Here is a 12,455-nt window from a genome sequence, read left to right on the forward strand (position 1 = left end):
GCAGCGGGCGGTCAGGCGTCAGGGTCGACTTCGGGGTGCGTGAACCGCACGGGCTTGCCCAGCGACCGGGCGTAGGCGATTTCCGCTCGGGTGCTGTCTCCGATGTAGTCGCCGACTACGAGCACCTCATCCGCGAGCCGGATCTTCGCCCGGTGCAGATCGTCGAGTCGAACCTTCAGCGCCTCGGCCTCGACAGGATCGGACCAGAGTTCGTGCGGCGACTTCATGTCACAGCCCGGTTTGACGACGATCTTTCCGGCTTTGGTCTCCCGCAGATCGGCCTCGTTCATCTCGGGCATGAAGCGGGTGGAGCCGCAGATCACGACGATACGCGGGAGGCCCAACAGCTTCTTCGCGTCGGCGAGCTTCTCCTCGGGGGTGAGCAGTTGCGGGTATGACACTGGTTCCTCCTGGTGGTGTGGTCCAAGGGGTGCCTGCGGAGACGAGAACGAGGGTGTCCGACGCACCTGACCAGCTGCGCGCCTGGACCCGCGTTCACGTCATGGCCAGGTAGCGGATCGGCCCCGATGCCGAAGGGTAGGCGAGCAAGACGTGGCCGGCTGCACCACTGCCGGCCCCTCGCCTTCAGCACCCCACGTCGCCCTGCCTCGGGCGGATGTCCCCAAATGCGGTGTGCGTGTCTGCTCCCGTGGCCTTCGGCACCGTTTCCTCATCGGTTGAGAACGAATGCCGCGGCAGTTCGCCGTGGGTAGGCCACTTCCCGAGCGAGGAATGCGGATCATGTGCGGTAACGCTTCCTATGACCACCCCGGCATCGAAGCCACCCTGGCTCTGCCGGCAGAGGCGCCCTACGTCCGGATGGCGCGGCATTTCGGCACCGCGTTGCTGGATCAGTGGGGCCTGACGCTGGATGAGCGCGACACCGCGATCGCGGTGCTCGGGGAACTGGCGGCCAACGCGGCCGAGCACGGGCGGTCGAAGATGGCCATAGCCCTGGCACTGTCCGAGTTCTCGTTGCGTATTTCCGTGGTCGACTTCGGGCGGGAGCCGGGGCACGGGGGCTCGGCCGTCAGGCGTGCTGCGGACGAGTCCGGCCGCGGTATGGAGATCGTCCGGGTGCTCAGCGACAGGATGAGTGTCGAGCGGCAAACGGACGGTTACTGCATCGAGGCTGTGCTGCCCTGCGGGCGCGTCAGCGCATCCGCGTCAGGTCTTCCCTGACGGAGCACGGGCGGCAGGGATCGGGACGGCGCAGGGGCGGCACATCAGAGTGCGGTCCGCGGTCCCCGCACCTTCAGCGTTCTTCGTGGAGTACCTGGCGATGTATCCGGCGACCTTGGCGTCTGCGTAACTCGGCGGCCCTGGCGTCGGTGAGTTCGCCGTCGCCCAGGGCGGTGATGGGGTCCACCTTGAACCGGCGGCCCCAGGCAATGACGCGTTCGCCGATGGCGTCGGACTCGACGGTGAGCCGGGCACGCTCAGTCGGTGCGCTGGGCGCGGCGACCAGGCCGGTTTCCGCTTCGGTGGAGGACGAAGCTGCCGTGGCGGCTCTCGCCCGGCTTCACCCGCATCCGCACCCCCTTGATCCCGGGCGGCCCGTGGCCGCCGCCGCTCCCTGTCTCCGCCACCGCTCCGGCGGCCCCCGCCGCCCTGCGCGCAGCACTGGCAGGTCGTCGCCGTCTTGGTCAGGAAGGCCCGAATGTCGCGGGCGGTGAGCCGGGCCAGCTTCTTCCTGCCGCACTCGGGCGTGACGTAGTTGCGGACGAGCGATTCGTAGTTGACGTACGTCGTCCTGCGCACCTTGCCCCGGGCGACGTTCACCAGCCAGTACGTCAGGTACTCGCCGATGGTCATCTCGCTGGTGGCGACCGGCAACCCGTTGAGGGAGTCGGCCTTGAGCTCGGTCAGCTTCTCGTGCGCCTCATCGGTCTTGCCGTAGACGCTGCGCCGCTGGTACGTGCCGTCCGTCGTCAGAACGTAGGCGCTGCCTTCCCAACGGCCGTCCTTCCGCTGTCACAGGTGTTCGCCGGCTGAGCGCTGCCGCGGCTGCGGCACCTGACCTTCCAGCGTCCAGCGCCGACGCAGAGGCTTGCCCCGGCCCCCGCCGAGGAGAAGGCTTCTCCTATGAACGGGTCGCCTGTGCCGCCGCACCAGGTCCTCATGGTCCTGTTCGACGGCGTGCAGATTCTGGATGTGACCGGGCCGCTCGAGGTCTACGCCGCCGCGAACGAGTACGGGGGCAACTACCGGACCGCGACGGCCTCCGTGGACGGCAAACCCGTGACGACCACCGGCGGGCTCCAGCTCGTCCCCGACCTGGCCCTGCCCGACGTCGGCTTCGCCATCGACACCCTCATGATCCCCGGACGGCCCGACTGGCGGGCCGCGGTCTCCGACTTTCCCCTCGTCGAGGGCATCTCCCGTCTCGCAGCCGACTCGCGCACCGTGGCCGCCGTCTGCGCGGGCGCGTTCCCGCTGGCCGCCACAGGGTTGCTCGACGGCCGTCGCGCGGCCACGCACTGGCGCCTCGCCGCCGATCTCGCGGCGCACTACCCGAACATCGACGTCGACCTCGACGCGATCTTCGTACGCGACGGGCGTTACGTCACATCGGCCGGGATCACCGCCGGTATCGATCTCACCCTGTCCTTGGTGGAGACCGACCTCGGTGCGGACGTCGCACGGGCCGCTGCCAAGTACCTCGTCGTGTTCATGGCCCGGCCGGGCGGGCAGTCCCAGTTCTCCGTGCGCCAAGGTGCGAAGTACGGCACGGACTCGGTGCTCAGGAACGTGCTCGACAGCGTGACCGCTGATCCACGCGGGGACCACACCCTGGCCGCCATGGCGGCCAGGGCCGGTGTGAGCGAACGGCACCTCACCCGTCTGTTCCGGGCCGAGGCGGGGATGACCGCCGCCCAGTTCGTCGAACGGATCAGGCTGGAGGCCGCTCAGGCCCTCCTCGAGAGCGGCAGCGATCCCCTCGACACCGTGGCCCGCCGCAGTGGGTTCGGTTCGGTGGAGACCATGCGCAGGGCGTTCCAGCGCGTACTGAAGGTCAAACCCAGTGCGTATCGGGCGCGGTTCCGCACCACGCACCCCGCGTGACCGAGGGCCCGGAAGCCACCTCGGCCATGCGGGGCCCGTGCGCCGGCGCATCCCGTCGGCGTCCGCCGGGCCGGGCTCGTCTACTCCCGCGACCCGATCGCGTCGACGGGTCGCGTCCGCAGCATCAGCCGTGCCGGAAGCAGTGCGGCCGTGGCCGCGAGAAGTGCTGTTCCGCCGGCGATGGCCAAGTACAGCAGCGGGGGCACCGTGGGCAGAAGACTCTGCGTGAGGGCGAGTGAGACCAGGAGGAGCGCAGGTACCGACGCCAGCGTTCCGATCCCCACACCGGCGAGGACGACGGCCAGGGCCTCCCACCGCATCATCCGCATCACCTGTGCGCGGGTCATGCCGCCCAGACGGAGCAGCGCGAACTCTCTGCGCCGTGCGACCGTGTTCATGGCCTGGGTGTTCACCACTGTCACGCCCGCGTAGGCGATGATCAGCCCGACGAGGAGATAGTTGACCCAGGCGTTCGCCTTCTGCTGCTCGAGCTGTCTGTCCAGATCGAGCCGGTCCTGTACGACGGTGCCGGGATACCGCTGGGCCACTTCGGCCAGCGCCGGGGCCAGGTCGTCCACTCCCTCGGCGGCACGGACCAGGACCGAATCGTCGCGGCGCGCCGTCGTGTGCGCCAGCAGCAGATCGTGGTCGAAGGTGACGTCCGCGAAGGCCAGACCACGCTCGTAGACGGCGACGACCCTCGGCGTGAGTGCGGTGCCGTCGCCCAGTACCAGCCGCACGGTGTCGCCGACGCCGCGATCCAGCCAGGAGGACGCGACCGTACTGAGCGCGACCGTGCCGTCGTTCAGCCGCCCCAGACTGCCCTCGCGGGGTTGGAGATCCATCGTCCTGTGCAGCCCTCCGGGTTCGACGCCCTGCGCGCCGAGCGACACCAGGCTTTCCCTTTCCTCGTCCGCGTCCGGCGTGACCGCGACGACCTTCGACCTGACCACACCGGTCGCGGCTTCCACCTGGTCCAGCTCACGCACCGCGTGCGCGACTTCGGGTGCGAGGCCCGCCGAGGACGTCAGTACGTGGTCGGCGACGCTACCGGCGCGCAGTTGCCGCTCGGCCGTGTGCTGGGTGGTGGTCTCGGCGAACACCACGGTCGCGGCGAACGAGACGGACAGCACCAGCGGTATGACGGCGCCGGCGAGGCGCCGCGCATGAGCCGAGATGTTCGCCGCCGCCAGGAACCCCGGTCCCTGGTTCATTCTCAGCAGCGGGGTCAGCGCACGCGTGGCCGCACGGGCGAGGACGGGTCCCCATACCGACGCGGCGATCACCACGACGAGAACCAGGGAGTTGGCGAACCCGGCGAGCGCGGCGAAGTCGCCGCCCTGCGTCAGCCCGGTCACGAACAGCCCGACCGCGCCCAGGACCAGTACTCCTCCTGTGATCAGGCGGCCTCTGCCGAGTTCCGCGCGTTCGACGGCGGCCTCGCCGAGCGCCTCCGACGGCCGGACCCGCGTGGCACGGCGGGCGGCGACGCGTGCCGCCGTGTACGCCGTGGCCATGGCGATCAACGCCGCCCCCACCGCGGGCAGTGGCCCGATCACCAGCTCGTAGTCGCGCGGGACGAAGCCGTGCCGGGCCAGGTGGTCGCGAATCCAGTGGACCACGGCGATGCCGAGCGGCCATCCGAGCACGGCGCCCGACACCGCCACCGTCAGCGCCTCGGCCGCCACCATGCGTCGGACCTGACGAGGAGTGGCCCCTACAGCGCGGAGCAGTGCCACCTCACGGCGGCGGTGGGTGATGGACAGGGACAGGGTGCTCGCCACGACGAAGACCGTGACGACGACGATGTTGCCGCCGACCGCCGATGCGAGAAGCACCAGGGTGGAGCCGGTGGTGGCCACGTCCAGGAATTCGGCTTTGCCACGAGCGTCGCCGGTCACCACGGCCAGATCCGGATCGGCCAGGGCGTCGGAGACGGCGTCGGCCAGTTCTCCGGCGCCGGTCCCGGCTGCGGCTCGTATCCCGAAGGCGTCGACGAAGCCCGTGCGGGCCGCCAGGCGCTCGGCCCGGCCGTCGGTGAAGAACAGGACGGAGCGGCGCGGGGACGGGTCCCCGTCCAGCGCGACGACGCCGGTGACGCGGAAGGCCTCCGGCGTGGAGCCCGTCATCAGCAGCACCGTCTCACCCGCCGCGGCCCCCGCCCGCCGGGCCAGGTCCTGATCGAGCACGACCTCCCGGTCTCCGCTCGGGGCACGCCCCGACGTCAACCGGTAGGGCCCCAGGCCGGTACTGGACCAGTTGTGACCGGTGGTCTCTGCTCCGTTCGCTCCGGCGAGGGGAAGGCCGTCCTGGCCGATGAGGTCGGCCGGCACCGCGATGTCCGCGGTCACGTCCGCCACGCCGGGAACCGAGGCGATGCGCCGGGCGAGGTCCGCCCGCACCGGCACCTTCTCGACCAGCGGCTGTTTGACGGGCTGGGGTCCTTCCACGGTCTTGAGCTGGAGCCTCGCGTGCTGCCGTCCACTGACCACGACATCGGCGGCGGCGTACCGCTCGGGCGGCATGGAGGTGCGTAGGCCCGACTCCATGAGGATGCCGCACACGCTGACCACGGCCGAGCCGAGCAGCAGGGCCACGAAAGTACCGACGAAGCCGCCTTTGCGGGCCCGTACGGTGGCAAACGCGAGTCGCACCATCAGGCGGCCGCCCTGCGCAGGCCGGTCATGATCGCGGCGACCCGGTCCGCGGTCGGCGAAGTCAGGGTGGAGACGATGCTGCCGTCGGCCAGGAAGACGACGCTGTCGGCGTGAGCGGCGGCGACCGGGTCGTGGGTCACCATCACCACGGTCTGGTGCATGTCTGTGACGGCCTGCCGCAGCAGGACGAGGATGTCGTGGGCCGTGGCGGGGTCGAGAGCGCCGGTCGGTTCGTCGGCGAAGATCACGTCAGGGCGGGTGACGAGGGCACGGGCGATCGCCACACGCTGCTGCTGGCCGCCGGACAGCTCGGCCGGTACGTGGTGGAGACGTTCCGACAGCCCCATCCTGGCGACGATCTGCTGGAACCAGGCCTGGTCGGGTGTGCGGCGTTCGAGCCGCAGCGGCAGCACGATGTTCTGCTCGACGGTGAGTGAGGGCACCAGGTTGAACGCCTGGAACACGAACCCCATGCGGCGGCGCCGCAACCTGGTCAGGGGTGCTTCCTTCATGCGGGACAGTTCCGTGGCTCCGAGCATGACCGAGCCGGAGGTCGGGCGGTCCAGTCCCGCCGCGCAGTGCAGGAACGTGCTCTTGCCCGAGCCGGAGGGACCCATGACCGCCGTGAAGGTGCCCGCGGGGAGGTCCACGCTGATCCGGTCGAGTGCCACAACCGTTCGCGGGCCTTGCCCGTACCGTTTGGTCACTTCGTGCAGTCGAACCGCATGCTGTGCGTCGCGCGGCGCCACGCCGGGCGCGGCTACCGCTGGAGTCCACAGGCTCACGTCTGTCTCCCTGTCCGTTCGGGTTGGCGGGGCGCCCTCCTGAGGGCCCTGTTCCATTGCATGCCGGGCAGGTCGTCGCCTCCTCGGCCGCAACGGTGAACACCGGAGTCGTCCACACGGGCTAGCCGGGAAACGGAATCAGCCGGTCGACGGAGACCTCGATCGTCGCGGGCAGTCCACTGGGCCCTGACCTTCAACTGTGTGCCGCATCAGCGCACCCATCTCGTCCCTGAGGCGGATGACCGGAATGATGAGACGTGGGCCGTCTCCTGCCCCCGGGGGCGGAGGGCGGCCGTGCCGTACGCGTCTACCGTGAGATGTATGACCTATCTCGACTCGATGGCGCGGCGGCGTGTACCCCGCGCCGTCGTCGACCTGGTGCTGGCCGTGGTCATGGTCACTGGCGGGCTGTCCGAGCCTGCGCAGTCCGTCGGCACGTACGTTCATGGTCTGGATCTGTGGCGGGTGCTGCTCGTGCTGCTGGTGGGGCTGTCCCTCACCGTGCACCGCAAGTGGCCGCTACCCGTTCTGGCGGTCGTCGTCGTGGGCCTGGGTGCGCTGCAGGCCTGGCACTACCTCCCGCCGCCGGTGGGACCGCAGGGCACCACGATCAGTGTTCCCTACCTGGCCCTGGCCCTGGCCGTGTTCCTCACCGCCGTACGCACCTCGCCGCGAGCGGCGACGGTGACGATCGTGGTGCTCATTCCGGCCACCGCCGTCGCCGAGGCCGTCATGGAGCCCGGCTACCGCACGGCCAACGCGGTCACCACGGTGTTCCTCCTCGTCGCGGCCTGGGCGCTCGGCCGGCTGTTCAGGGCTCGCAAGGCGATGGCGCACGAGGCGCTGGAACGAGCGGCCGCCGTGGAGCGGGAACAGGCGGCCAACGCCCGGGCCGCGGTGGCGCAGGAACGAGCCCGCATCGCCCGTGAACTGCACGACATCGTCGCTCACAACGTCAGCCTCATGGTCGTCCAGACCATCGCCGCCGACCGCGTGCAGGACCGGGACGGGGCGAAGGCGCACGAACTGCATCGCACCATCGAGCAGACGGGTCGGGCCGCCGTGGGCGAACTGCGCCGACTGCTCGGTGTGCTGCGCAGCGAAGAGCAGGACGACGATCCCACCAAGCAGCCCCCACAGCCGACTCTCGCGGAGATTCCGCGGCTGGTCGAGTCCGTGCGCACCGCTGGGCTGGACGTCGAGTTCGCCGTCCATGGGTCCCCCGTGGAACTGCCGGCGGGGACGGAACTGGTCGTCTACCGCGTCGTCCAGGAGGCCCTGACGAACACGCTCAAGCACGCGGGGCACACCAGCGCGCGGCTCAGTCTCGACTGGGGCGCGCGGGAGGGGCTGTCGGTGCGGGTCTGTGACGACGGCCGACGCCCCGGACACGACGTGCCTCGAGTGCAGCACGCCGCACGGGGTACCGGGCACGGCCTGGTCGGCATGCGGGAGCGCATCGCCGCTGTCGGCGGCACGCTGCACACGGGTGAGCAGCGCAATGGCGGGTTCTGTGTCCACGCCACCGTTCCGCTGTCGGCGTCCGGTGCCGAGGAAGCCGTGGGCGGCGGCACAGCCATAAGGCAGTAGTCCGTGGCCGGGCACGACGCCCTGGGCGACGGTAGGACAGAGGAGAGCAGTATGGCCATCCGCGTACTGCTGGTCGATGACCAGCCGATGATCCGGACCGGGTTCCGGCTCATCCTGGAAGCGGAGCCGGACATCACCGTGGTCGGAGAGGCCGGCGACGGACGGGCCGGGGTCGACGACACCCGGACGCTTCAGCCCGATGTCGTACTGATGGACATCCGCATGCCCCACATGGACGGCGTGGAGGCGACGCGGCGCATCGTCGAGTCGGGGTCCTCCAGCCGGGTCATCATCCTCACCACTTTCGACCTGGACGAGCACGTCCATGACGCCCTGCGGGCCGGTGCGAGTGGCTTCCTCGTCAAGGACGGCCCCGCCGACTCGCTGGTGTCGGCGATCCGCACCGTCGCCGAAGGCGACGCGGTGATCTCTCCGCGCGTCACCCGCCGACTCCTCGACCGCTTCGCCCGTCTCGCCGATCAGACGGTCGCGCCGGTGCCCCGGAGCCTGGACGCGCTCACGAGCCGGGAACTCGACGTGCTGCGCGCTTTGACGCGAGGACTGTCGAACGCCGAGATCGCCCGCGAACTGCACGTCAGCGAGGCGACGGTGAAGACCCATGTCGCCCACATCCTCGACAAGTACCAGCTCAGGGATCGCGTGCAGGCGGTCATCCTCGCCTATGACACAGGGCTGGTACGGCCGGCCGTCGGCGGGTGACTCCACCCCGCCCGAACACGGCAGCCTCCCAGGGCTTGACCACTCGGTGAGCCCGGGCTGCCCCGCACTCGTCCACGGCCGCCGGGACCGCTGCGCGTCGACCGGCCACAGGAACTCGCTCGCTGAGGCCGTCGCCGCGGAACGGCGACGGCAGGAACCGGCCACCGGTGTCCGCGCACCCTGGCCGTCGCTCTCGCTGCACCGGATTCCCAGGACGCAACGTGCCCCGGCCGTGGCGCCGGGGCACGTTCGGTCATCGGGTCAGTGCCATCGCGTCAGCGCGCGGCCGGCTCGGGCTGCCTGTGTCCGTCTCCATGCCGGGCCTGCTCCGGGCGCAGCCCTTCGCCCTCTACGTCGACGGAGGGCAGGGCCTTGCCCAGCCATCCCGGCAGCCACCACGCGGCGCGCCCGAGCAGGGCGAGCACGGCGGGCACGATGGCCATGCGCACGACGAAAGCGTCCAACACCACGGCGACCGCCAGGCCGAAGCCCACCATCTTGACCGTCTCCTCGGCCGCGCCCAGGAAGCTGCCGAAGACGGTCACCATGATGACGGCCGCCGCGGTGACGACCCGCCCACCGTGCCGGAAGCCTTCCTCGACCGAGGCAGCAGGGCTCTGACCGCGCACGTACGCCTCCCGGATCCGGGTGACCAGGAAGACCTCGTAGTCCATGGCGAGACCGAAGATGATCCCCACCATCAGAATCGGCATGGTGCTCATGATCGGGCCGGTGCGGTCGACGCCGAACAGGTCGGCCAGCCACCCCCACTGGAAGACCGCGACCAGTGCACCCAAAGCCGCGCCGACGGACAGCAGAAAGCCGAGCGCCGCCTTGAGGGGAACCAGCACCGAGCGGAACACCAGGATGAGCAGGACGAAAGCCAGTCCCACGACGAGAGCGAGGTAGGGCAGCAGTGCGTCGTTCATCTTGCGTGTGAAGTCGATCTTCAGCGCGGTCTGGCCCGTCACCATGGTGTGGGCTCCCGTGGTTTCGGTGACCGTCGTGCGGGTCCCGCGGATGTCACGCACCAGCGCTTCCGTGTCCTCGCTGCTGGGACCGGTGGTGGGCACCACAGTGATCGTCGCGGTGTCGGCCGGTGCGTTGAACACGGGCGGGCTGACCTGCGCCACCCCGTCGAGCCGTGCGACCCTCGCCGCGGCATCGGCCGCCGCGTCGCGTGGGCTGGCGCTCTCGCGCGCATCGACGACCACCGTCAAGGGGCCGTTGAACCCCGCGCCGAACCCGTCGGTCAGCAGGTCGTAGGCCTTGCGCTGGGTGGTCTCGGCGGAGAGGGACCCTTCGTCGGGAAGGCCCAGTTCCAGCGACATCGCGGGGACGCTCAGGACGCCGAGGCCGAGAACTCCGGTCACCAGCACGGCGACCGGGCGCCTGAGGACGAAGCGGGCCCATCGACCCCCCTTCCGGGAGTGGGACGGCTGCGGGCTGCGGCCCCTGGCGCGGGCCCTGCGGCCGTGGATGCGTTTTCCCGCGACCGCGAGGAGGGCCGGCAGCAGGGTCAGCGCGACGACGACGGCGAGGGCGACGGTCGCCGCGGCGGCAAGCCCCATCTTCGTCAGCATCGGGATGCCGACGATCGACAGGCCGGCCAGCGCGATGAACACGGTCAGACCGGCGAAGACCACCGCGGAGCCTGCTGTTCCGACGGCTCTGCCGGCCGCCTCCTCACGCGTGAGTCCGCCGGCGAGTTCGGTGCGGTAACGGGTGACGATGAACAACGCGTAGTCGATGCCGACGGCGAGGCCGAGCATCAGGGCGAGTTGAGAGGTCGTGTCCCCCAGGTCCAGTGTGTGTGCGAGGGCCGCGATCGTGGACACGCTGGTGCCCACGCCCAACAGAGCGGTGATCAGCGGCAGTCCGGCGGCGACCAGGGACCCCAGCGTGATGAGCAGGACGATCGCGGCCATGGCTATGCCGATCACCTCGGCGCCCGATCCCTCCTGCGTCTGCTGGACCGCGCTGCCGCCGATCTCCACGGTCAGGCCGGTCTTGCGTGAGGCGTCGGCGGCCTCGAGCAGAGCATCCTTGGTGCTGTCCGTGAGTGCGGCCGCGTCGGCCTTGTAGGCGACGGCCGCGTAAGCGGTGGAGCCGTCCTGGCTGACGGCCCGCGCGGTGAACGGATCGGGCACCGCGGCGACTTGGGACGAGCTGTCGCGCACTTCAGCGAGAGTGCGCCTGATTTCGGCCCGGTTCGCCGGGTTGTCGATCCGCTGACCGTGCGGCGCCTTGAACACGATTCGGGCCGAGGCGCCGTCGACCTCCGCTTCGGGGAAGCGTTCTCGCACCAGATCGAGTGCCCGCTGGGATTCGGTTCCCGGCATCGAGAAGGAATTTGGGGCGGGTGGCGTGGCCGCCGAGGCCGCGAATCCGGCAAATACCAGGAGGATGATCCAGGAGAAGATCACGGTCAGGCGCCGTCTGAAGGCGAACCGGCCCAATTTGCTGAGAAGAGTTGCCACGCGGGGTTGCTCCGGTCGGTCGGGAATGAAGTGGTCGGCGTCCGGGGTAAGGAACGACGTTCGCTTTTCAGTCTTCGTCCGCGCCGGCGCGCCGGCCTCGGCTCGCACGACGACCTTTCGCCTCAGCCGCACGAACGAGCTCGGGCGGGCCTCCGCCCTACGGCCGAGGGACACGTCCGCCCGCTGTTGCCCGGGCGCAGAACGGGTGCCGACGGGGCGGACAACAGCCCGCCCCAGCCTGCGCTTTCGGGACGTGAGAGGACCTGCACGCGTTGTCTCGCGCGCCTGCCGTCGAGGTCTGCTCGAAGCCTCAGCCGCTCGGGCTGCCGCCCGGGTTCATCGTGGCCGGATGCACGCCAGGAGAGCGCGCGCGTGGAACGGGGCTGTCACCGCGGTCGGACTGCAGCGGTTGCGGCAAGCGCCGGGGCTGGTGCCGGCACGCGTCGGACAACGCGGCGCGTGGACTGCCCCGTCCTGGGCGGCGCGCCACCGTGTCGAATGAGTCTCGCTGCGATACCGACCACAGGGCCGACTGGCTTCGGGCGCACTTGTTCCGCGAAGCGGGTGGGCCGAGTTTCGCCCTCGTCGCGAAAGGTGCGGGACTGGGGCGGTGATGTCCCAGGCACCCAAGGGCGATCGGGCGCTGGGCTCTGTTGTTCTCACCGAGGTCCGCGGCGGCCGGGTGGCCCGGGGCACGCTCGACCAGCGCCCGGACTCGGCCTGGCGACCTGCGTTTCGCTGAGCGGGATCCGCCCCGCAGAGCCCCGCGCCAGGACCCCGGCCGTGCCGCGCTCACGCCAGGTGCCGGCGCCACCGCACCACCGACCGCTCACTCGGCCACACAGCGGCGGCGACAACGCCGTTCGTCTCCACGCCCTCGAAACGGACGACACCCTGCAACCAGATCCGCTCCCGCGCCGGCCTCTCGGCAACGGGCAGCCCACCGTTGGTCGGCTCGGCCTTGCCCAGAAGGCAGGCATCAGCCCGGTCCCGGCGTCGACAGCCCGGCATCAAGCACACTGCCGCACCGATGGGCCGGGGCAGGCATCCCGCGTGCGGTGTCGCTGACCAGCGGCACCCGCAACGATCTCACCCAGACCCTGCCACTGCCGCTGCCGAGAAGGTCCCCGCCTCGGTCGGCCGACGACGCCGGCCAC

9 protein-coding genes and 1 pseudogene are annotated in these 12,455 nt (G+C 70.5%); 4 read left to right on the forward strand and 6 right to left on the reverse strand.

Annotated features, from left to right (window positions below):
* Positions 1-11 precede the first annotated feature (11 nt).
* Positions 12-401: a TIR domain-containing protein gene (locus tag IPT68_RS01535; RefSeq protein WP_189697530.1), complete on the reverse strand. Its 390-nt coding sequence runs from the start codon at positions 399-401 to the stop codon at positions 12-14.
* A gap of 340 nt (positions 402-741) precedes the next feature.
* On the opposite strand from IPT68_RS01535, the gene IPT68_RS01540 reads away from it, so the two are divergent.
* Positions 742-1,182, forward strand: a complete 441-nt coding sequence (locus IPT68_RS01540) for an ATP-binding protein (protein ID WP_189697529.1) — start codon at positions 742-744, stop codon at positions 1,180-1,182.
* On the opposite strand, the gene IPT68_RS33710 is transcribed toward IPT68_RS01540, so the two are convergent.
* Positions 1,168-1,815 carry a tyrosine-type recombinase/integrase gene (locus tag IPT68_RS33710; protein ID WP_228040698.1) on the reverse strand — a complete coding sequence of 216 codons (648 nt, stop codon included), beginning with the start codon at positions 1,813-1,815 and terminating at the stop codon, positions 1,168-1,170. The genes IPT68_RS01540 and IPT68_RS33710 overlap by 15 nt on opposite strands.
* Positions 1,816-2,085: 270 nt before the next feature.
* Here IPT68_RS33710 and IPT68_RS01550 point away from each other — a divergent pair, with 270 nt between their 5' ends.
* Complete coding sequence (locus IPT68_RS01550; RefSeq protein ID WP_228040170.1) at positions 2,086-3,066, forward strand: GlxA family transcriptional regulator; 981 nt, start codon at positions 2,086-2,088, stop codon at positions 3,064-3,066.
* An 80-nt stretch (positions 3,067-3,146) separates the two neighbouring features.
* On the opposite strand, the gene IPT68_RS01555 is transcribed toward IPT68_RS01550, so the two are convergent.
* Positions 3,147-5,723, reverse strand: coding sequence for an FtsX-like permease family protein (locus IPT68_RS01555; RefSeq protein ID WP_189697528.1), 2,577 nt, complete (start codon positions 5,721-5,723; stop codon positions 3,147-3,149).
* Entirely contained in the window at positions 5,723-6,394 is a 672-nt protein-coding gene (locus IPT68_RS01560) for an ABC transporter ATP-binding protein (RefSeq protein WP_308438753.1), read from the reverse strand. Before IPT68_RS01560 ends, IPT68_RS01555 begins: the two co-directional genes overlap by 1 nt.
* A 435-nt stretch (positions 6,395-6,829) precedes the next feature.
* Between IPT68_RS01560 and IPT68_RS01565 the strand changes: the two genes are divergently transcribed.
* Entirely contained in the window at positions 6,830-8,098 is a 1,269-nt protein-coding gene (locus IPT68_RS01565) for a sensor histidine kinase (protein WP_189697526.1), read from the forward strand.
* A 51-nt stretch (positions 8,099-8,149) separates the two neighbouring features.
* Positions 8,150-8,818 carry a response regulator gene (locus tag IPT68_RS01570; RefSeq protein ID WP_189697525.1) on the forward strand — a complete coding sequence of 223 codons (669 nt, stop codon included), beginning with the start codon at positions 8,150-8,152 and terminating at the stop codon, positions 8,816-8,818.
* Between the two features lie 275 nt (positions 8,819-9,093).
* Here the strand turns inward: IPT68_RS01570 and IPT68_RS01575 are convergent, their stop codons facing one another.
* Positions 9,094-11,298, reverse strand: coding sequence for an MMPL family transporter (locus tag IPT68_RS01575; protein ID WP_189697524.1), 2,205 nt, complete (start codon positions 11,296-11,298; stop codon positions 9,094-9,096).
* 719 nt (positions 11,299-12,017) lie between these two features.
* Positions 12,018-12,267: pseudogene (locus IPT68_RS35180) on the reverse strand (IS630 family transposase); the annotation flags it as partial.
* Positions 12,268-12,455 lie beyond the last annotated feature (188 nt).

This window comes from Streptomyces chromofuscus (assembly GCF_015160875.1).
In the GTDB taxonomy this organism is placed as follows: Bacteria; Actinomycetota; Actinomycetes; order Streptomycetales; family Streptomycetaceae; genus Streptomyces; species Streptomyces chromofuscus.

Excerpts from the sequence above, each read along its gene's own strand:
- IPT68_RS01540 (WP_189697529.1), top strand. The coding sequence starts at position 742 with ATGTGCGGTAACGCTTCCTATGACCACCCCGGCATCGAAGCCACCCTG.
- IPT68_RS33710 (WP_228040698.1), bottom strand. The coding sequence starts at position 1,815 with ATGACCATCGGCGAGTACCTGACGTACTGGCTGGTGAACGTCGCCCGG.
- IPT68_RS01550 (WP_228040170.1), top strand. The coding sequence starts at position 2,086 with ATGAACGGGTCGCCTGTGCCGCCGCACCAGGTCCTCATGGTCCTGTTC.
- IPT68_RS01555 (WP_189697528.1), bottom strand. The coding sequence starts at position 5,723 with ATGGTGCGACTCGCGTTTGCCACCGTACGGGCCCGCAAAGGCGGCTTC.
- IPT68_RS01565 (WP_189697526.1), top strand. The coding sequence starts at position 6,830 with ATGACCTATCTCGACTCGATGGCGCGGCGGCGTGTACCCCGCGCCGTC.
- IPT68_RS01570 (WP_189697525.1), top strand. The coding sequence starts at position 8,150 with ATGGCCATCCGCGTACTGCTGGTCGATGACCAGCCGATGATCCGGACC.